Origin of the sequence: Pseudoflavonifractor sp. (genome assembly GCF_050943825.1) — a bacterium.
Taxonomy (GTDB): domain Bacteria; phylum Bacillota; class Clostridia; order Oscillospirales; family Oscillospiraceae; genus Pseudoflavonifractor.
Window position 1 is genome coordinate 134,225 of sequence record NZ_JBMNPX010000002.1, and the last position, 20,378, is coordinate 154,602.

The following is a 20,378-nucleotide window of genomic DNA, read 5'->3' on the forward strand; positions in this document are numbered from 1 at the left end:
CGTTCGATTTTATACATAGAACTCGGCCATGTCGTCCAGCCGCAGGCAGGCCAGCCGCCGGTGCTCGCTGGGGTTGCCGCAGCCGCAGTCGATGTCGATGATCCCGTCCCCATGCCAGATGGTCAGAGTCTCGTCCATCCGCCCGGTAAGGAAGCAGGTGGGGGTGTGGCCCACGATGGCGGTGCGGTCGGGGAATGGGGCGATGCAGTCGGGCACCGGCCGGTCCCAGATCCGCCGGTACGGGTCCTCCGACGGCATGCCGTGGACCAGGTGGAAGATCCGGTCTCCCACGGTTACCTCCAGATGATCGGGCAAGCTGGCGATAAACCGCAGTATCTCCCACCGCTCCCGGGCCGAGGAGATGTAGAGCAGGTGGCGGTAGGTACAGTTGCCGCCGTTGTGCCGCCAGAGGTCCCGGCTGCCGTAGACGCTGTTGGGGCCAAGGGTGTCCAGGCACATCTGCTCGTGATTGCCCAGCAGCATATGGATGTTGTCCGCCGCCATAATCTCCTGGAGCATGGATACGCCGCCGGGGCTTCGGTCGATGACGTCCCCGATGATGTACAGCGTGTCCTGGTCGGAGAACTGAATTTTTTCCAGCATGGCGTGAAAGCGGTCCTCCTCGCCGTGGAGGTCGGACATGCAGTAGATCATGCGCTCAGCTCCTTTCTCTGTGGGGAATAGTTGACCTTGGGCTCAGCCCTGGTAGTCGGGGCACTGGTAGCGGGGCTTGCCCCGGCTGATTTTTCCGTACTCAATGGCCCCGGTGGGACAGCCGCAGATGCAGGCCATGCAGTGGGTGCAGCGATTGCCCCACACCGGCAGGCCCTGTTCCATGCGGATGTTGCCCAGGGGACAGGCTGCGGCGCACTTGCCGCAGGAGACGCAGCTGCCCGCCACGTGGAAGGGTTTGGTCCTGACGTTGAAGCGGTAGAACAGGGTGTTGACCAGGCCGGACTTGAGCTTATCCACAGCGCCCGCCTTCCGGTCGGGGAAGTCCTCGCCCCGCTGGATGTAACCGGCGCCCTGCTCCAGAACCGGGCGGGCGGCGGCCACAATGCCCAGGGCCTCCTCCCGCTCGGGCGCGTTGAACATGGCGATGTAGTTCTCCGGCATGACCACCTGAAGGGTGCCCCGGTAACGGAATCCCTTCTCACCGCAGAGGGCGCGGTTTTTGGGGGCGGCGTTGCCGATTTCGGCGCCGCAGGTCATGACAAAGTAGGCGTCCTTGCTGCCGGAAAAGCGTCCGGCGCGGATGAACTCGACAAACACCCTGGGCAGCTGCCAGCCGTAGGTGGGGCACACAAAGACCCACGGCTTGGTGGAGGACAGCTCGGCCGCCACGCCGTCCCGGATGAAGTGAAAGGCGTCGGTGCAGTGGTCGCCCAGCCTATCCGCCAGCAGCTTGGCGCAGTAACGGCTGTTTCCCGTACCGGTAAAATAGACAATCACAGATGGTCCCTCCTCCGGCGGCTCGCTTCCAGCCAAATGGGGGAGCCGCTCTGTGCTGTCTCCAGTATAGCAGACTTTCCGCCCATATGGAATGAAAAAAGCAGCGGCAGGAAGGAGGAAACTCCCTGCCGCTGTCAGACCGCCGTTACTGGCCGCTGCTCTCCGCCTCCGGGGTGCGGATGGTGATGGAGGTGATAACGGGCTGCTCCTCGGCGGGGATGGTGCCGTTGCCATCGGTGGGCTGGGCGGCTTCACAGATGGCGTCCACAATGTCCATGCCCTCGGTCACATAGCCGAACACCGCGTACTTTCCGTCCAGAGAGGGATAGTCCTCCTGAACGATGAAGAACTGGGAGCTGGCGCTGTCGTAGTCGTCGGACCTGGCCATGGAGATGGCACCGCGGGTGTGGGACAGGTTGTTCTCATAGCCGTTCTCGCTGAATTCGCCCACAATGGTGGTGCCGCTGCCGCCGCTGCCGTCGCCGTTGGGGTCGCCGCCCTGCATCATGAAGCCCTCGATGATCCGGTGGAAGGTGAGGCCGTCATAGAAACCGGACTCCGCCAGGGACACAAAGTTGGCCACCGTCTCAGGGGCGGCCTCCGCGTCCAGCGCCACGGTGATGGTACCGTAGTCCTGGATTTCGATGTCCGCGTAGTAGCTGGCGGTCTCGGCCTCGGCGGTGTCACCGGTCTCCGTGCCGCTCTCATCGGTGCCGGTGCTGTCGGTGGGCTCGGGCGTCTCGGACACCTGGGCGGATTCAGAGGGAGTGGCCGACGGGTCGGTCTGGGCCGTACCGCCGCCCACAGCCACCGAGATTCCCACAATCAGACACACCGCCACCAGCAGGGAGACAATCAGCACGGTGCGCCTGGTCCGCTGCTTTTTCCGCTTGTCCAGGAAGGGCTGGCAGATGTTGTCGATGCCCATATGGACGGTAATGGTGACGGTTCTGGGAATGGCAACCGTTTTTTGCTGCTCCAGCAGGGCCTGGTGGAAGGCCTCCGCTGTCATAGCCGCTGTTCCGTGGTCGGGAGTCAGGGAGAGAATACGGCTGATGTTGGCCTCCTCCGCCTGGAGGGCCAGCCGGACAGTCTCCGTGGAGGTGTTGAAGAGCTTGGCGATGCGCATGTCATCGTACCCGCACACCCCGTGGAGCACGTAGATAAAGCGGTGGAGGTGCGGCAGATTTTTCAGGACGATTTCCCAGGGCTGGCCGCTGAGCGTCATTTTTCCCGCGTCTTAGGGGGTGTTCATGAAATTCCGGTTGGCAGGCACCCGGAAGGCCTTTGGATATTTCTTCACGGTCTGGGCCTTACAGTAATTGACGGCCTTTTTGGTGACGGTGTCCTGGAAATCCTGCTCCGAGATAACCTGCCCGGAGACGACCAGCTCCCACATGGCCTTGAACACGTGGGACACGGCGTTGCAGGCGGCGTTTTCGTCCAGGAGCAGCGCCTGGCACAGGAACATAATCCGGTCCTTGTTCTGGTCGTAGAGGGTGCGCATCGCCTCGGGGATGCCTTTGCGGGCGTTGTCTATGATTTCAGCCATGGTATTCAACCTTTCTTTCACTGGGATATCACGCCTCCGGCGCAGTGTTCCCGGTTATGATACGTCTCCGGACTAAAGCCGGACTAAAGACCCCGGAAAATCAAAACATTTTGTAAACGAAATGCTGCGCACGTTGATACCGGAGCGGCGGAATACTATAATAATCCAGGGAAAGAAACGAAGGGAGAAAAGCGGCCACCAGCTCGGAAATATGACGCAAGGAAGGCGGGTTGAGCTTATGCGGCTGCTAGTGGCGGAGGACGACCTGAAGCTGCTGAAATCCCTCAAGCACATCTTTGAGAAGAACAAGTACATAGTGGACGCTGTCTCCACCGGGACGGAGGCCCTGGCCTATGCCGAGACGGAGGAGTACGACGGCATGGTGCTGGACATCATGATGCCCGGGCTGGACGGCATTGCGGTGCTGCGCAGCGTCCGGGGACAGGGCATCTCCACACCGGCCCTGTTTCTGACGGCAAAGACCGAGGTGGACCAGCGGGTGGAGGGGCTGGACGCCGGAGCGGACGACTACCTGTCCAAGCCCTTCTCCACCTCCGAGCTGCTGGCCCGGGTGCGGGCCATGCTGCGGCGGAAGGACAACTACGTCCCGGACCTGCTGCGGGCAGGGGAGCTGGTGCTCAACCGCTCCACCTACGAGCTCAGCTGCAACGGACAGACCCAGGCCCTCAGCGGCAGGGAGTTTCAGATCATGGAGATGCTGCTCCAGCGTCCCAATTTCATCATCACCACCGACGCGTTCATGTCCCACGTGTGGGGCTGGGACAGCGAGGTGGACGTGAGCGTGGTGTGGGTGCATATCTCCAACCTCCGGAAAAAGCTGGCGGCCCTCAAGGCGCCCGCCACCATCCGCTTTGTCCGCAACGCCGGTTACACCCTGGAGCAGGAATCATGATTGACCGGCTGAGAAGAAAGTTTATCCGGATCTGCATGCTGTCCTTTGCGGCGGTGTTTCTCATCCTCTTCATCGCCATCTATCTGGTCACCGAGGTGCAGACCAGCGCCCGGCTGGACACCCTGGCCGACCTGGTATCGGAGAACGACGGCATTTTCCCGGATTTTGAGCAGTTTGGTCTGGATGAGGGGCAGATTCTTCCGCCGGAAGGGGTAAACCAGGAGTCTCCCTTCACCACCCGGTTCTTTACCGTCCGCTTCGACGGGGAAGGAGAGCTGGCCTCGGTGGATATCCGGGCCATCGCCAGCGTGAGCGGGGAGGAGGCCCAGGAGTACGCCTCCGCTGTTCTGGAGAAGGGCGCCGAGCGGGGGTGGGTTGAGAACTTCCGATACAAGGTGTACAACACACCGGAGGGCACCGCGGTGGTGTTCATCAACGGCACCGACACCAGGGAGCTCAACCAGCGCTTTCTGCTGACCGCCTCCTCGGTGTTTGTGGCGGGCAGCGTGGTGGTGCTGCTGCTGGTGATTCTGATTTCCAAGCATGCGGTGAAGCCAGCCATGGAGAGCTACCAGAAGCAGCGGCAGTTTGTCACCGACGCCAACCACGAGCTCAAGACGCCGCTGACCCTGATCCGCACCAATCTGGACATTATGGAGTCGGAGAACGGCCCCAACGAGTGGCTCAGCGACATCCGGGAGGAGACAGGCATCATGACCGAGCTGGTGAACCGGCTGGTGATGCTCAGCCGGATGGACGAGGACCAGAGCACCCTGGAGATGACCCGCTTCAGCCTGAGCGAGGCGGTGAGCGAGACGGCGGCGGCCTTTGACGGGACGGCCCGTGAGCGGGACATGACCCTGTCGCTGGACGTGCCGCAGGGGGTGTGCTGCACCGGGGATGAGGCCGCCATCCGCCAGCTTCTCTCCATTCTTCTGGACAACGCGGTGAAGTACTGCGACAAGGGCGGGACCATCCGGGTGGGACTGTCCGGCGGACGGCATCCGGTGCTGACCGTGGACAACAGCTATGCCGCGGTGGACAGCGTGGAGCTGGGCCGCCTGTTTGACCGCTTCTACCGGGCCGACAAGGCCAGAACCTACGGCAGCGGCTTTGGCATCGGGCTGTCCATTGCCAAGGCCATTGTGGAGAAGCACAGGGGTGAAATTACCGTCTCCAGCCTGGACGGACGTGCCATCCGCTTCCGGGTAAAGCTGTAATACAAAAAACCAGGACCGCTTTTGCGGTCCTGGTTTTTTGCGTTTGCAGGCAGATTAGAGGACGATGGCGTTGACCGCCTCGATGAGGTCCACCACAGAGGAGCGGGAGACCAGGGAGACAGGCTCGCCGTCCACCACGGCCAGACACTGCTCGCCGTCGTAGCGGTACAGCTGGATATGGATTTCCGGATAGGTCTCGTTGTCCAGATGGATGGTCAGGCTGATTTCCTCCTTCTGGGCGGGGCTCTCGTCGGTGAAGCTGGAGGCGGTCATGGCCTCCAGGGCGTCCTGCAGGTCCTCAATTTCGATTTCCTCGCCGTCATAGGAGAAGGTTTTCTTGTCGCCGGTGCCCTCGGAGGTGATGGTATAGACCGCGTCCTCCAGGGTGATGTCCAGGCTGGTGACGTCGGCAAAGTCGGCGTAGAACACCTCCTGGTGCCGCAGGTCGTTGTAGGAGGCGGCCATCAGCGACTGGTACTGGGAGCCGGTGATCTGGTAGATGATCTTGGACTCGACGATTCTCGCGTAGGCGGTGATGTCGGCGGCGTCCTCCTCCTCGGTGGTCTCCGCCTCCTCCGCCGCGCTCCGCTCGTCGGGGTCACGGCTGACGCTGATGGTGAAGACAACGGGCTCGCTGGCCTCCTCGCTGTCCTCGTCCGTCTCGGGGGTGTAGGTGACGGTGACGGTCAGCTCCGGATTGTCCAGGCCGTAGGTGGCCAGGTCCTCCTCGGCGGCATTGTAGGTCACATAGTCGGTGGGGCTCAGGCTGGTGATGCCGCTCAGGTAGCTGTCCACCAGGGAGGTGTCCAGGGGCAGATAGTTCCCGTCCTGCTCCTTGAAGTACACATCGTCGGCGCAGTAGGAGTAGGTGCTCTCCTCCTGATAAATGACCTGATAGGAGTCGCTGCCGGTGAACTGGATGGACTCCACCTGGTCAAAGCTGGGGGTCTCGTCGTTGTCGATGAGGTCGCTGAGCTCCACGTCGAAGGTGTCCAGCGGGTCCTCCTGGACCAGGTACACGTTGCCGTCCCCGATGGAGACATACCGCTGGGCGTCCATGGTGCTGTAATCGCCCAGCTGGATCTCATAGCTGGTGTCCTCAGTGGTCAGGTCGATGGTGCAGACGGGGTCATCCAGGCCGTACTGGGCGAAGTCGGTGACGTCGTGGATGATGAAGGCGGCGCCGAAGGCCTGGAAGGTCTCCAGCAGCTCGTTCATCTTCTCCTCGTCCACAGGGAAGGCCTCGTCCTCATCGTAGAGCCAGGTGCCGTCCTTATGGAAGGCCAGGGTCTCCGACTCGTACTCCCAGGAGAGGGACTGAACCGTGCCGGCGTCCACCTCCAGGATGATCTCGTCGGTGTTCTGAATGATCTCCTGCTGCTCCTGGTACTGCATGACGGCGAAGGCGGCAATACACACCACCGCCAGCACGCCCAGCAGGATATAGATCCGTTTAGCCCGCTTCATTCTGAAGCCTCCTTCTTCTCAGAATCACGCCAATGCCGATGCCCAGATAGGCCAGGGGGAACACGCCGATCATCAGCACCTTCAGCAGGGAAGCGGTGGAGCTGCTGATATTCAGGTAGTTGTAGTTCAGGGATTTGCTGCGGATGGCCATGGCTTCCCGCTCGCCAATGAGGGAGGAGAGGGCGTTCATGGCCAGGTCGGAGTTGGCGCCGGAGGAGAAGGCGTTGTACATGTCCTCCAGGAAGGCGGAGGAGGTGAACCACACAATCTGGCCCTCGTTGTCGCAGTCCACGGACACGGCCACGGCGAAGGGGCCGTCAATGTCCCCGTCCTCCTTCTCGTAGGTCGCCAGGTCATAGCCGGCAATCTTGCTGAAGGAGGTGTCGGAGGTGGTCATCAGGGTGGTGACGGAGCTGTCGGCGCCGCTCACATCCAGGCCCAGGGAGATGGGCATGATGGTGTAGTAGTGCTCGTCAATGAGGGAGTCGGTGATCTCATCGCTGTTCATGTCGGGCAGGAGGACATAGGGCTGGAGGGTGTAGTGCTCCCGGTCGGCCTCCACCACAATACCCTCGCAGGGCTCCACGCCGTAGTCGGTCAGCAGGCTGTACAGGTTGTCCAGGCTGCCGTCCTCCACGGGACCGGCCACCACCATCAGCTTGCCGCCATTTTTGGTGTACTCGGCGAGCATATCCTTCTCCTCGGTGGAGATGTCGGAGGAGGGGGCGTAGATCAGGATGCAGTCGGCCTCCTCGGGGATCTCGTCCACCGTCAGCAGGGAGAGGGTGTTGACCTCAATGTTCTCCTTCGCGATCTGGTCGCTGAAGGTGGAGGGCAGCTCCTGCTCGCCGTGGCCCTCCAGCACGTAGAGCTGGGGCAGGTCCTCGGTGACCACGTAGTCGATGGCGGAGGTGATGGCGCCCTCGCCGTCAAAGGAGGTGTTGTAGGAGTAGGAGTACATGTCCGCCTCCTGGACGTAGATGTCGTCATAGCCGATGAAGCGGCTGCGGTCACCGCACTCCACAACCAGGCTGTTGTTCTGCACCGTCTCGTCGGTGTACTGCTCGGCGAAGGTGGGGTATACGTCCGGGTTCTTCTTGACCACCGAGATGTGGTCGGACAGACTGTCATACTTGTTCAGCAGGTTCTCAATGACGGCGTCCTCCTCACCGGACTGGACGATCCAGTAGATGGTCACGTCCTCCTCCAGGGCGTTCACCACAACCTTGGTGTTGCTGGTGATGGAGTAGAGCTTGGTTGAGCTGATATCATATTTGGTCAGGGTGGTGGGCAGGGCGGATACCAGCACATTCACTGCGATGAGAATGGCCAGCACCACGGCCGTGATGATAATGGAATAAGAACCGCCCTGAAGCGCGATGCGGTTTCTGCCTGCCTGTTCCGCGTCGCCAAGGAGCTTCCAGCGCTTCATCAGTTGTACCTCCGTTTCTCAAGGGACTGGACCGAAAGGAACAGGAAAAATCCGATCACAGACAGGTAGTATACGATGGCGGTCATGTCGAACACGCCGTTGACAAAGGCGTTGAACCGCTCGAAGAGGGAGAGCTGCTCCATGATGGCGGGCAGCAGGCCCTCGAACATGGTGGCGTCCACAAAGCACACCACGCACACTGCCACCGCCAGCACCAGGCTTACCCCGTAGGCCAGCAGCTCGTTTCTGGTCAGGTACCGGATGATAGCGCCCAGGGCCAGGATGAGGACGGCCAGAGCCACCACCGAGCCGAAGGCGGTGGAGGAGACGTACTCAGACAGGCTGACGCTGTAATAGTTGAACAGAATGACCGCGATGCCGATGCCGGCGGCCAGACCCTGGTTGTCGGTCAGGCAGGAGATGAACACCCCCAGGGCGATGAGTGCGGCGCCCATCATGAAGATGGCGAAGAGGGAGCCGTAGGAGGTGGGGAGGTAGACCTCGCCGAACTGGGAGAAAATCAGGGGGTAGATGGAGATGACGGCCAGGGGGATGAGGTAGACCACCAGCAGGGCCAGATACTTGCCCGCGATCACCTGGGTGGTGGTGATGGGCAGGGAGTAGAGCAGCTGGTCGGTCTTCTGCTTGCGCTCCTCGGCAATGACCCGCATGGTCAGGATGGGCACGATGACCACGAACACAATGCAGCCGAAGCTGAGCACGTACTCAAAGTTGCTCACCGCGGCCTGCAGGTTGTACAGCATGGAGCCGATGCCCACGATGGCCAGCAGAAAGGCGCCGAACACGTAGGCGGTGAAGGAGTGGAAATAGTTCCTCAATTCATGTTTCAGTACCGCAGTCATACCTGATCTGCCTCACTTTCTGTACCGGCGGAGGTCTCGTCCCCGTCCTGAGAGGACGCTTCGGTCTGCTCTTCCGGTATATCTTCCGGCTCACCCGGGCCCGGCTGGCCGGGGTCGCCGCTCTCGGTCAGCTCGATGAAGATGTCCTCCAGGCTGGCCTTCTTTAGGGACAGCTCCAGCAGGGCCTGCCCGCGCTGGGCGAAGGCAAAGAACAGCTGGCGGGATACGCCGTAGATATCGCTGCTGTCGGTCTTCAGCTGGGCGGACACCAGCCCGTTCTCCTTCTCCTCCAGCCGCACGGCGGAGATGTGCTCCACGCCGGAGAGAATGTCCATCACCATCTCTTCCTCCGCGTCGGTGGTAAAGACGATCTCGTTCCCGGACAGCAGGTTCTTCTCCAGATTGTCCGGCCCGTCAAAGGCCACCAGCTTGCCGTGGGCGATGATGAGGATCTTTTCGCAGATGGCCTGGACCTCCGAGAGGATGTGGGAGCTGAGAATGACGGTGTGCTCCTGGCCCAGCTGCTTGATGAGGTCGCGGATTTCGATGATCTGGATTGGGTCCAGGCCCACGGTGGGCTCATCCAGGATAATGACCCTGGGGTTGCCCAGCAGGGCCTGGGCGATGCCCACACGCTGCTTGTAGCCCTTGGACAGGGCGGAGATGCGGCGGCCGCGCACACTCTGGATCTTCACCTGGTCGATGACCTTGTCAATCTGGTCCTCCAGCTCCTTGCCCCGCAGGCCCTTGGCCTCGCCCACGAAGCGCAGGTACTCCTCCGGTGTCTCGTTCATGTAGAGGGGCGGCTGCTCAGGGAGATAGCCAATCAGCCGTTTGGCCTTGTTGGCGTCCTCGAAGATGTCGTACCCGCCCACCTCCACATGGCCCGAGGTGGCGGAGAGACAGCCGGTCATAATGTTCATGGTTGTGGTCTTGCCCGCGCCGTTGGGGCCAAGGAAACCATAGACATGCCCTTCATCTATCTCAAATGAAAGGTCGTCGACCGCCAGAAAGTCGCCGTAGTACTTGGTTAAGTGCTCAACTTTTATCATTGCGGAACCTCCTCGCCTTGAATGGCGGTTTCCGGACGGCATGAGCCGCCCATACCTGATTCAATATAGTGCTCCGCCCTAAAGCGGCACTAAAGAAACCGGCGGGGGAGGAGAAAAAGAGGGCCTGGGACAGCTGCGGGATGCAGCTGTCCCAGGCCCTCCGGGAGACAGGAAACTTATTGGAACCAGATGGTCATGTCGTACTTGAAGGTGCGGTAGTTCTGCATGGTGCAGTTATAGGTGTACTGCCGGATCAGATTTCCCTCGCTGTCGTACTCGCCGAACACCATGGCCACGCCGCTGTTGACCACCCAGTTATCCCCGCACAGAGAGGCGTTGGACACAATGCTGGAGTAGGGTACGTCAAAGCTGGAGACCAGAGCATAGGTGCGGGCGTTCTCGTCGATGCGGTAGATATAGACCTGGCTGGTCTCGTCCCCAGCGCCGTACAGGTCGGTGCCCACGCTGTCCGCCACCTCCAGGGTGAAGTCCCGGCTGTTGAGGGACCAGTAGTTGTTGTTGTACAGCGCCAGGTAGTACACGCCGTCCTCCTCGCCGTCGGCGTAGTACTCCACGCAGTGCTGGCCGTAGTGGGGGACAAAGTCCCCCTCCTGGGTGAGGCAGAGGCCGGCATAGGCGGTGTCCTCCCAGAAGCGCTCGTCGCCCGCCAGCCAGTCGACGGTGGGGGTGCTGTGGAGTCCTGTCACCTTGATGATGGCAGAGGTCTCCCGGGAGGAGACAATCACGCTGTCGTCCTCCGCCATGTACTGCACGCTGTTGAGGTGGAGCCAGTCCCACTCGCCCGCCTGCCAGAAGAAGTCGTCGCCGGGGCCCACAGGCCGGGTGGTTTCAAAGTAGGGCTCCATCGGCTGGCTGAAGTCCACCAGCTCGGTGACCGCTCCGGTCTCCAGGTCGATGGAGAGCAGCCTGTCCTCCACCGTCTCGCCGCCGGTCACCTCGGCCAGCGCCAGCACCTCGCCGTCAGCGCCGAAGCCGATGTCGTGGTGCAGGTCGTATCCGTCCAGCTGATACACCTGGGTCACCCGGCCCAGCCCGTCAATGCGGGCCAGCTTGGAGGAGGAGACGCAGGTGATGATCTCGTCCCCGTCAAACAGCAGCCGGTCCAGGCCGTAGCCCTCCAGCACCATCTCGTACCGCAGGACCCCGTCGTTGTCGAAGAAAAAGCCGTAGCCCAGATAGCCGTTGACCCGCATCATGGCGAAGAGACCGTCGGACTGGGCCTGGTCCGAGTCGCCATTCTCCACCTCCAGGCGGGTGGAGTAGCCGGAGGAGGTCTCGGGCATGTCCACGGTGAAGGTTACAATCTGCCGGGTGTTGCCCCACTGGCCGGTGATGGTCAGGGTGACCTGGTTGGTCTCGCCGGGCACCAGGCCGATGAGCTGGAATTCGTGGGTTTTGGTGAACTCCTGGCCGGAGATGTCGGCGGCGTCGGCGGTGAAGTCGGAGATATCGCTGCCCTCCACATGGACCGTGTAGGTGACCTTGGTGGCCATGTCGGTCTCAAAATACAGGTACAGACCGTTGCTGCCTGTGCCGAAGGGATTGAGCACCGCCAGAGGAGTGGTGGCGGTCCAGGAGATGTCGGGCATCTCCTTTAAACTCTGGAGGGCGCCGTCCAGACGCTGCTGCACGTCCAGGTCGTAGTAGGTGAAGCCCTCTTCATCGATGTCCTGGGGGATGAGCTGGAGGGCGCTCAGTCCGTCGCCCAGCTTGGCCTGGGCGATATCCACCTGGAACTCCTCGCTCTGGTCGATGACAGTGCCCGCGTCAATCTCCCAGTCGGTGCGCACTACGTGCTCCTGGGCGGTGAAGGACTTGGAGACCGCCATCACCACAATGGGCACTGAGATGGCCAGCACCACAACAAGGATGACGGCGGCCAGCAGCAGCTTTTTCAGACGCTTCGATATCATTTGTATTCTCTCGCTTTCCTTAGAGCGTATTGTGTCACCTTACAGGAAGGTGATGACCACCAGAACAATGCCCAGCAGGGTGAGGATGAGCCCTGTCAGGCGGTTGAGCAGCACGGCGTCGGCCTTGGCGGCGATTTTGGCGGCGATCTGGGCCCACACCAGGGTGAACACCACGCACAGGACCAGAAGGTCCAGCCGGGGCATGCTGCCCAGGGCGAAGTGGCTGACCGCGCCGGTCAGGGCAGAGAAGGTCATGACAAACACACTGGTGCCCACGGCGGTTTTCAGCTCGTAGCCCAGCAGGACGGTAAGGACCATCAGCATCATCATGCCGCCGCCTGCACCGAAGAAGCCGCATACCAGCCCGATACAGGCGCCGCCTGCCGCGCCCTTGACAATCCGGGCCCGTGTGCTGGCGCCCGCAAGGGTGCGCCGGGTGGAGGTGACCGGAAAAATGAGAAACCGCAGGCCCAGAACCAGCGTCATCACCACGGAGAAGGAGCCCAGGGTGGTGTTGGGCACAAAGGTGGACAGTCAGCTGCCCACCAGCGTCATGGTCAGCACGCCGCACATCATCACAAGGCCGTTTTTGATGTCGAGCGCGCCGCTTTTGGCGTAGGTACGGGCACTGGCGGCGCTGGCCAGCACGTCGCTTGCCAGGGCGATGCCAATGGCGTCATAGGCGGGGATGCCCAGAAAGGTGACCAGCATGGGACTGATTACCGTGGCGGCGCTCATCCCCGCAAAGCCGGTGCCCAGTCCCGCACCCGCGCCCGCCAGAAAGCAGATCAAAACCTCAAACCAGAGCTCTCCCAACCATACTACCTCCCCCAATGCCGGACCGGAGCTGCTTGGCCGGCGCGCCATGTCCGGATGTGCGCTGGGAATATTGTATCTGCCCTTTTAAAACAGAACGTTAACTGGGTGGGAGTAAATGTGAATGAATTGTAAATATGTAAGCTAACTAACATTTTAATATTTGATATTTGTGATAAAAATAGAACAAAATAGCTAGAAGTCTGAATTTAACCTTAAATTTCGCATGCGGAAGACCGCGGGGAGGCAGAGATAGAAAAAGCCCGGAAGCAGCTTTGCTGCTTCCGGGCTTTGAGGGGGAAACGGTTCGGGCACTCAGTTGAGAATCCAGACGCCCAGATTCAGGTAGGCGGCAAAGGTCACCCACAGCAGATAGGGAATTTGGAGAAAGCCGGCGACTCTGTCCGCCTGAAGGAAGGTGAAGAGCATCCAGAGGATGAGGGCCCACAGGGCCACCAGCCATATCAGGGCAAAGCCGAAGGCCTGGAGGCAGAAGAAGAGGATACTCCACAGGAAATTGAAGCCCAGCTGGACAAAGAAGAGCCGCAGGCCTCTGGTGCGGGCGGCGGAGGCGGGGCCCAGGAATACCCGGGCCGCGCCGATGCCCATAAGGGCGAAGAGAATGGCCCACACGATGGGGAAGACCAGCGGAGGCGGGGACAGGGGCGGCTGGACGATGGATTGGCTGTAAATTTTGACGCCGTCCCGGGTCAGCCAGCCGGACAGGCCGCCCACCGCCTCGGAGAGCAGAATCCAGAGGCCGTAAATCTTCCATGTGTGCTTGTTCATACGCAATCACCCGGGGATAGCATATGCAGCGGCGGTGGGAATATGTATGGTGGGGTCAGGACTGACTGTCCTCCTTGCCCTCCCGGTGGAAGGCGCCCTTGACGCCTTTCACCGCGCCCGTGTAGCTGACGGGCAGGGAGACAGAGAAGGTGACCTTCACCAGCCACACAAAGAGCAGCATGACCAGAATGGGAATGACGCAGGAGGTGACCAGCAGCACGGCCAGGGCCTCAATGAAGCTGTTGATCATGTCGCCCACTTTTTCGGAGATGCCCGAGGCCACGTTGGAGATGCCGTCGGTAATTTTGGAGATGAGCCCCTCCAGGAAGCCCTTTTCCGACTCGCCGGTCAGCTCCTCCGTGCTGTTTTCTACCTCGCCGGTGGTCTCCTTGGCGTTCTCAATGGTGGCCTCAATGGAGGCCTGATAGGTGTCCTCAATCAGATTGGATACCCGGACGCTGACCGGAATGACCAGCACGATGGCGATGCCGAAGATGAGCAGCTTTTTGGCCAGGGTGCGGATGCCGTCCCGTTTGAGGAACACGTTGGCGGCGTACAGCACGCAGGAGATGGGGATGAGGAAGTTGAAGGCCGCAAACCCGGTGAGGGTCAGCAGGTACTTCTCCAGGTAGATGGCGCACAGCACCACCAGGAAGCCGGAACTCAGGTCGGCCAGCTTCTCGGCGATGGGGGTGGCGGTGTCGCCGGGGAGCAGGGTAATGGCCGCCGAGGCCGCAGTGGAGGCGGCGGTCAGCTCCAGAACAGTGGTCTGCTTTTCGTCCAGGGCGGCGATGGAGTCGGCGTGGAACTCCACGGACGAGGCGATGCCGGACACCACGAACACGGAGAAAAAGGCGATGATCAGCGGCACCGCCACCATCAGGACTTTGATTTTATTATTCTCTCTCATAAGCGTTTCCTTTCTTCAAAAAGCAGTTGCTTGAGCAGCCACTATCATACCATACCCCCGGTAAATTGTCACGTCCGGGCGAATTGGGGGCCTTTTTCCAGAATCCGGTCGGGATTGGGGAGAAATTTTCGAAATCCGTAATAATTGCTTGACGGCCCGGGGCGCAGCATCTATGATGGAGATATCCCCAAAACATATAAGGAGGATGGCTATGAGATACGAAATTGCAGGCGGTACGTTCCCCGTGGTTATGTGCTACTTAGAGAACGGCGAAAAGATGATCACCGAGAGCGGCTCCATGGTCTGGATGTCCCCCAATATGCAGATGGAGACCTCCGGCGGCGGGCTGGGCAAGATGTTCTCCCGTGCCTTCTCCGGTGAGAATATTTTTCAGAATATCTACACCGCCCGGGGCGACGGTATGATCACCTTCGGCTCCAGCTTTCCCGGGAAAATCATGCCCATCGAAATCGCTCCGGGCCAGGAGATGATTCTGCAGAAGAACTCCTTCCTGGCCGCCGAGGCGGGGGTGGAGCTGTCCATCCACTTCAACAAAAAGCTGGGCGCAGGCTTCTTCGGCGGCGAGGGCTTCATCATGCAGCGGCTTTCCGGCCGGGGCATGGCTTTTGCGGAGATTGACGGCGATCTGGTGGAGTACGACCTGGCTCCTGGCCAGCAGCTGGTGGTGGACACGGGCAACGTGGCGGGCTTTGCGCCCACGGTGTCCATGGACATCCAGCAGGTGCCCGGACTGAAGAACATGTTCTTCGGCGGGGAGGGCGTGTTCAACACCCTGCTCACCGGCCCGGGCAAGGTGTGGCTCCAGACCATGCCCATCAGCAGTGTGGCCATGGCCATCCGTCCCTTTATCCCCACGAGCAACAAATAAATTACGGTACATCCGGGCAGCCGGGCAGAGCAAACGCTCTGCCCGGCTGTTTTTTCTATGCAAAAGCGGCACAGCACATATGCGCATGAAGTTTTCTGCCGCACGGGTGAGGCAAGCCATTTGCTCATGGATATGAAAGTTTTTGAAAGAAAACTTGCGCGTGTGAGGGCGTAAATAAAAAGCAGCATGCTTTTGGAAGGTAAAGAAAATACTGAAAAGAGAAAAAAGATACTTGACATTTTCTGTATTGGGCGGTATACTTCGTTCATAGTTAAGGGCAAAGACGTTCCTTCCTATGTGAGAGGAACGTCTTTGCCCTTTTTTATTTGAAAGAATGCGCTTGATAGCCTGCAAAACGCCGTGCTGCGGCGTGTGCCACTCCCGCCTTGAACAGGTCGGGGCAGAGCAGCGGACCGGTCCGGGACTGCGGGTATGGAACGGTGCAGAATTCAAATAATGATGGGGCAAGGCGGTCTCGAGGCGGCAGTCCGGGAGCGCGGCTGCCGCTTTTTTACACAAAACTGCCCGGAAAGGGGAAACGCACATGTATGCAGAAGGTTATCGACAGCGCGGACTGTACCATCCCTCCTTTGAGCACGACGCCTGCGGCATCGGCGCCGTGGTGGATATCCAGGGCCGCCCCAGCCACAGGACGGTGGATGACGCGCTGAAAATCGTGGAGAAGCTGGAGCACCGGGCCGGTAAGGACGCCGCCGGTGAGACCGGCGACGGCGTGGGTATTCTGGTCCAGATCTCCCACCAGTTCTTCGCCAAGGCGGCCGGAGAGGCGGGCATCGCCCTGCCCGGCCCCAGGGATTACGGCGTGGTCATGTTCTTCTTCCCTCAGGATGTACTCAAGCGCAGCCAGGCCAAAAAGATGTTTGAGGTCATCACCGCCAAGGAGGGGATGGAGTTCCTGGGCTGGCGCACCGTGCCGGTGTGCCCGGACATCCTGGGACACAAGGCCCGGGCCAAGATGCCCTATATTGAGCAGGGCTTTGTCCGGCGGCCGGAGGGGACGGAGCCCGGCCTTGACTTCGACCGGAAGCTCTATGTGGCCCGCCGGGTGTTTGAGCAGTCCAACGACAACACCTATGTGGTGTCCTGCTCCAGCCGTACCGTGGTGTACAAGGGCATGTTCCTGGTCAACCAGCTCCGCGCCTTCTACGCCGACCTGCGCAGCCCGGACTACGAGTCCGCTGTGGCCCTGGTCCACTCCCGCTTCTCCACCAACACCAACCCCTCCTGGGAGCGGGCCCACCCCAACCGCCTCATCGCCCACAACGGCGAGATCAACACCATCCGGGGCAATGTGGACCGGATGCTGGCCCGTGAGGAGACCATGCACACCCCGCTGCTGGGCGCGGACCTGGACAAGGTGTTCCCGGTGGTCAACGTGGAGGGCTCCGACTCCGCCATGCTGGACAACACCCTGGAGTTCCTGATGATGGCGGGCATGGACCTGCCGCTGGCCGTTATGACCTGCATCCCAGAGCCCTGGATGGGCGACAAGACCATCACCAGGACCAAGCGGGACCTGTATCAGTATTACGCCACCCTGATGGAGCCCTGGGACGGCCCGGCCTCCATTCTCTTCTCCGACGGCGACGTGGTGGGCGCGGTGCTGGACCGGAACGGCCTGCGGCCCTCCCGGTACTATGTCACCGCCGACGGCAGGCTCATCCTGTCCTCCGAGGTGGGCGTGCTGGACATCCCGACGGAACAGATTGTGGAGAAGTCACGTCTCCAGCCCGGCCGCATGCTGCTGGTGGACACCCGGCAGGGCCGCATCATTGAGGACGGCGAGCTGAAGGAGTCCTACGCTGCCCGCCACCCCTACGGCGAGTGGCTGGACCGGAACCTGCTCCACTTGGCGGACCTGCCCATCCCCAACCGGCGGGTGGAGCACTACGGCAAGACCCGCCGCCAGCAGCTCCGCAAGGCCTTCGGCTACACCTACGAGGATGTGCGCAACACCATCCTGCCCATGGCCCGCACCGGCAGCGAGCCCATCGCCGCCATGGGCATCGACATTCCCCTGGCTGTGCTGGACAACAAGGATCAGCCCCTGTTCAACTACTTCAAGCAGCTCTTCGCCCAGGTGACCAACCCGCCCATTGACGCCATCCGGGAGGAAGTGGTCACGGACACCACCGTCTATGTGGGCGATGACGGCAACCTGCTGGAGGAGAAGGCGGAGAACTGCCGTGTTCTCCAGATCCACAACCCCATCCTCACCTCCACCGACATGATGAAGGTCAAGGCCATGAAGCAGCCCGGCTTCCATGTGGAGACCGTCTCCATCCTCTACTATAAGAACACGCCGCTGGAGCGGGCGCTGGAGCAGCTGGCCGTGGCGGTGGACCGGGCCTACCGCGAGGGCGCCAACATCATCGTCCTCTCCGACCGGGGCGTGGACGAGAACCATGTGGCCATCCCCTCGCTGCTGGCGGTGTCCGCCATTGAGCAGCATCTGGTGCGCACCAGGAAGCGCACCGCCGTCTCCATCCTGCTGGAGTCCGCCGAGCCCCGGGATGTGCACCACTTTGCCGCCCTGCTGGGCTACGGCGCCCGGGCCATCAACCCCTATCTGGCGGAGGAGACCATTGTGGAGCTCATTGAGGAGGGCCTGCTGGACAAGGACTTCCACACCGCGGTGGCCGACTACAACGCCGCCATCCTCCACGGCATCGTAAAGATTGCCTCCAAGATGGGCATCTCCACCCTCCAGTCCTACCAGTCCGCCCAGATTTTCGAGGCGGTGGGCATCAGCAAGGAGGTGGTGGACCGCTACTTCACCAACACCATCTCCCGTGTGGGCGGCATCGGCCTGAAGGAGATTGCGGACATGGTGGACCGGAACCACTCCAAGGCCTTTGACCCCCTGGGCCTGGACGTGAACCTGGAGCTGGACAGCCTGGGCGCCCACAAGGCCCGCGCGGGCGGGGAGGACCACCTCTACAATCCCCAGACCATCCACCTCCTCCAGCAGTCCACCCGCCGGGGAGACTACGACCTGTTCAAGCAGTACACCGCCCTGGTGGACGACGAGACCAGACCCCACACCCTCCGGGGCCTGCTGGATCTTAAATACAGCGATGAGCCCATCCCCCTGGACGAGGTGGAGAGCGTGGACTCCATCGTCAAGCGCTTCAAGACCGGCGCCATGAGCTACGGCTCCATCTCCCGCGAGGCCCACGAGTGCATGGCCCAGGCCATGAACATGCTGGGCGGCAAGTCCAACTCCGGCGAGGGCGGCGAGGAGCCCGACCGGCTGGGCGATCCGGAGCGCAATTCGGCTATCAAGCAGGTGGCCTCGGGCCGCTTCGGCGTCACCAGCGAGTATCTGGTCAGCGCCAGGGAGATCCAGATCAAAATGGCCCAGGGCGCCAAGCCCGGCGAGGGCGGCCATCTGCCCGCCGGAAAGGTGTACCCCTGGGTGGCCAAGTGCCGCTACTCCACCCCCGGCGTCACCCTCATCTCGCCCCCGCCCCACCACGACATCTACTCCATTGAGGACCTGGCCCAGCTGATCTACGACCTGAAGAACGCCAACCGTCAGGCCCGCATCAGCGTGAAGCTGGTCAGCGAGGCGGGCGTGGGCACCATCGCCGCCGGCGTAGCCAAGGCGGGCGCCCAGGTGGTGCTCATCTCCGGCTTTGACGGCGGCACCGGCGCCGCCCCCCGCACCTCCATCCACAACGCGGGCCTGCCCTGGGAGCTGGGCCTGGCCGAGACCCACCAGACCCTCATTCAGAACGGCCTGCGCTCCCGTGTGGTGGTGGAGACCGACGGCAAGCTGATGAGCGGCCGGGACGTGGCCATCGCCTGCATGCTGGGCGCCGAGGAGTTCGGCTTTGCCACCGCGCCCCTGGTGACCATGGGCTGCGTCATGATGCGTGTGTGCAACCTGGACACCTGCCCCGTGGGCGTGGCCACCCAGAACCCGGAGCTGCGCAAGCGCTTCAAGGGCAAGCCGGAGTATGTGGCCAACTTCATGCGCTTCATCGCCCAGGAGCTGCGGGAGCACATGGCCCGCCTGGGCGTGCGCACCGTGGAGGAGCTGGTGGGCCGGACCGACCTGCTTCAGATGCGCAAGCCCGCCGTCAATGCCCGGGCCGCCACGGTGGACCTGTCCGCCCTGCTGGACAATCCCTACGTGGGCACCGGCGTCAAGACCCACTTTGACCCCGCGGATGTGTACGATTTCCGCCTGGAGGACACCGTGGACCTGAAGGTCCTGGAGAAGAAGCTGGGCAGGGCCCTCCAGAAGGGTGAGCCCAGAAAGCTGGAGCTGTCCGTCTCCAGCACGGACCGGGCGGTGGGCACCATCCTGGGCTCCGATATCACCCGGCTCCACGGCAGCAGCCTGCCCGAGGGCACCTTTACCATCAAGTGCACCGGCGGCGGCGGCCAGTCCTTCGGCGCGTTCCTGCCCAAGGGCCTGAAGCTGGAGCTGGAGGGCGACGCCAACGACTACCTGGGCAAGGGCCTGTCCGGCGGCACCATCGTGGTGTATCCGCCCAGAGACAGCGCCTTTGACCCGGCGGAGAACATTCTGGTGGGCAACGTGGCCCTGTACGGCGCCACCGGCGGCAAGGCCTTCCTCAGCGGCGTGGCAGGTGAGCGCTTCTGCGTCCGCAACTCGGGCGCCACCGCGGTGGTGGAGGGCGTGGGCGACCACGGCTGCGAGTATATGACCGGCGGCCGGGTAGTGGTCCTGGGCCCCACGGGCAAGAACTTTGCCGCAGGCATGAGCGGCGGCGTGGCCTTTGTGCTGGACGAACACCAGGACCTGTACCTGCGGGTCAACAAGGAGCTGGTGTCCATGGACCAGGTCACCGAACGCCATGACATCGCCGAGCTGAAGTCCCTGATCCAGGCCCATGCCGACGCCACCGGATCGGCCAAGGCTAGGGAGATTCTGGACTATTTTGAGGACTATCTGCCCCACTTCAAGAAGCTCCTGCCCTACGACTACGACAGGATGCTGCGCACCATTGCCCAGTATGAGGAAAAAGGCATGAACAGAGAGCAGGCCGAGGTCGAGGCCTTCTACGTCAATACCAGAAAAACGGGGGAGTAATGT

15 protein-coding genes and 1 pseudogene are annotated in these 20,378 nt (G+C 61.7%); 4 read left to right on the forward strand and 12 right to left on the reverse strand.

Annotated features, from left to right (window positions below; all coding sequences use genetic code 11):
• Nucleotides 1-9 precede the first annotated feature (9 nt).
• The 4 genes from ACOX7T_RS03085 to ACOX7T_RS03100 all read right to left on the reverse strand — a co-directional run bounded on the left by ACOX7T_RS03085 (nucleotide 10) and on the right by ACOX7T_RS03100 (nucleotide 3,004).
• The gene (locus ACOX7T_RS03085) at nucleotides 10-654 is read right to left on the reverse strand and encodes a metallophosphoesterase (RefSeq protein WP_433439796.1); all 645 of its coding nucleotides are present in this window, start codon (nucleotides 652-654) and stop codon (nucleotides 10-12) included.
• 42 nt (nucleotides 655-696) lie between these two features.
• Nucleotides 697-1,452, reverse strand: a complete 756-nt coding sequence (locus ACOX7T_RS03090) for an EFR1 family ferrodoxin (protein WP_433439798.1) — start codon at nucleotides 1,450-1,452, stop codon at nucleotides 697-699.
• Between the two features lie 145 nt (nucleotides 1,453-1,597).
• A complete protein-coding gene (locus tag ACOX7T_RS03095; protein ID WP_433439800.1) occupies nucleotides 1,598-2,680 on the reverse strand; it encodes a peptidylprolyl isomerase in 1,083 nt (360 codons plus the stop codon).
• A gap of 12 nt (nucleotides 2,681-2,692) precedes the next feature.
• Nucleotides 2,693-3,004, reverse strand: coding sequence for a hypothetical protein (locus tag ACOX7T_RS03100; RefSeq protein ID WP_433439802.1), 312 nt, complete (start codon nucleotides 3,002-3,004; stop codon nucleotides 2,693-2,695).
• A gap of 238 nt (nucleotides 3,005-3,242) precedes the next feature.
• Here ACOX7T_RS03100 and ACOX7T_RS03105 point away from each other — a divergent pair, with 238 nt between their 5' ends.
• Both ACOX7T_RS03105 and ACOX7T_RS03110 read left to right on the forward strand, forming a co-directional pair.
• Nucleotides 3,243-3,917, forward strand: a complete 675-nt coding sequence (locus ACOX7T_RS03105) for a response regulator transcription factor (RefSeq protein ID WP_433439804.1) — start codon at nucleotides 3,243-3,245, stop codon at nucleotides 3,915-3,917.
• Nucleotides 3,914-5,137: a sensor histidine kinase gene (locus ACOX7T_RS03110; RefSeq protein WP_433439806.1), complete on the forward strand. Its 1,224-nt coding sequence runs from the start codon at nucleotides 3,914-3,916 to the stop codon at nucleotides 5,135-5,137. The genes ACOX7T_RS03105 and ACOX7T_RS03110 overlap by 4 nt, the downstream gene beginning before the upstream one ends.
• A gap of 54 nt (nucleotides 5,138-5,191) precedes the next feature.
• Here the strand turns inward: ACOX7T_RS03110 and ACOX7T_RS03115 are convergent, their stop codons facing one another.
• The 8 genes and pseudogenes from ACOX7T_RS03115 to ACOX7T_RS03150 all read right to left on the reverse strand — a co-directional run bounded on the left by ACOX7T_RS03115 (nucleotide 5,192) and on the right by ACOX7T_RS03150 (nucleotide 14,400).
• On the reverse strand, nucleotides 5,192-6,604 hold the full coding sequence (locus ACOX7T_RS03115; protein ID WP_433439808.1) for a DUF4340 domain-containing protein: 1,413 nt from the start codon (nucleotides 6,602-6,604) through the stop codon (nucleotides 5,192-5,194).
• Nucleotides 6,591-8,036, reverse strand: a complete 1,446-nt coding sequence (locus tag ACOX7T_RS03120) for a GldG family protein (protein ID WP_433439810.1) — start codon at nucleotides 8,034-8,036, stop codon at nucleotides 6,591-6,593. The genes ACOX7T_RS03115 and ACOX7T_RS03120 overlap by 14 nt, the downstream gene beginning before the upstream one ends.
• Entirely contained in the window at nucleotides 8,036-8,899 is an 864-nt protein-coding gene (locus ACOX7T_RS03125; protein WP_433439812.1) for an ABC transporter permease, read from the reverse strand. The genes ACOX7T_RS03120 and ACOX7T_RS03125 overlap by 1 nt, the downstream gene beginning before the upstream one ends.
• Nucleotides 8,896-9,951 (reverse strand): ABC transporter ATP-binding protein, encoded by a 1,056-nt coding sequence (locus tag ACOX7T_RS03130; RefSeq protein ID WP_433439814.1) that lies wholly within the window; start codon nucleotides 9,949-9,951, stop codon nucleotides 8,896-8,898. Before ACOX7T_RS03130 ends, ACOX7T_RS03125 begins: the two co-directional genes overlap by 4 nt.
• Before the next feature lie 176 nt (nucleotides 9,952-10,127).
• Nucleotides 10,128-11,885: an aryl-sulfate sulfotransferase gene (locus ACOX7T_RS03135; RefSeq protein WP_433439816.1), complete on the reverse strand. Its 1,758-nt coding sequence runs from the start codon at nucleotides 11,883-11,885 to the stop codon at nucleotides 10,128-10,130.
• 39 nt (nucleotides 11,886-11,924) lie between these two features.
• Nucleotides 11,925-12,701: pseudogene (locus ACOX7T_RS03140) on the reverse strand (sulfite exporter TauE/SafE family protein).
• 315 nt (nucleotides 12,702-13,016) lie between these two features.
• Nucleotides 13,017-13,490, reverse strand: a complete 474-nt coding sequence (locus tag ACOX7T_RS03145; protein WP_433439818.1) for a TspO/MBR family protein — start codon at nucleotides 13,488-13,490, stop codon at nucleotides 13,017-13,019.
• Nucleotides 13,491-13,545: 55 nt separating this feature from the next.
• Nucleotides 13,546-14,400 (reverse strand): hypothetical protein, encoded by an 855-nt coding sequence (locus ACOX7T_RS03150; RefSeq protein WP_433439820.1) that lies wholly within the window; start codon nucleotides 14,398-14,400, stop codon nucleotides 13,546-13,548.
• 211 nt (nucleotides 14,401-14,611) lie between these two features.
• On the opposite strand from ACOX7T_RS03150, the gene ACOX7T_RS03155 reads away from it, so the two are divergent.
• Together ACOX7T_RS03155 and gltB are read left to right on the forward strand one after the other, a co-directional pair.
• Nucleotides 14,612-15,289 carry a TIGR00266 family protein gene (locus ACOX7T_RS03155; protein WP_433439822.1) on the forward strand — a complete coding sequence of 226 codons (678 nt, stop codon included), beginning with the start codon at nucleotides 14,612-14,614 and terminating at the stop codon, nucleotides 15,287-15,289.
• A gap of 544 nt (nucleotides 15,290-15,833) precedes the next feature.
• Nucleotides 15,834-20,375 (forward strand): glutamate synthase large subunit, encoded by a 4,542-nt coding sequence (gene gltB / locus ACOX7T_RS03160; RefSeq protein ID WP_433439824.1) that lies wholly within the window; start codon nucleotides 15,834-15,836, stop codon nucleotides 20,373-20,375.
• The last annotated feature ends 3 nt before the right edge of the window (nucleotides 20,376-20,378 follow it).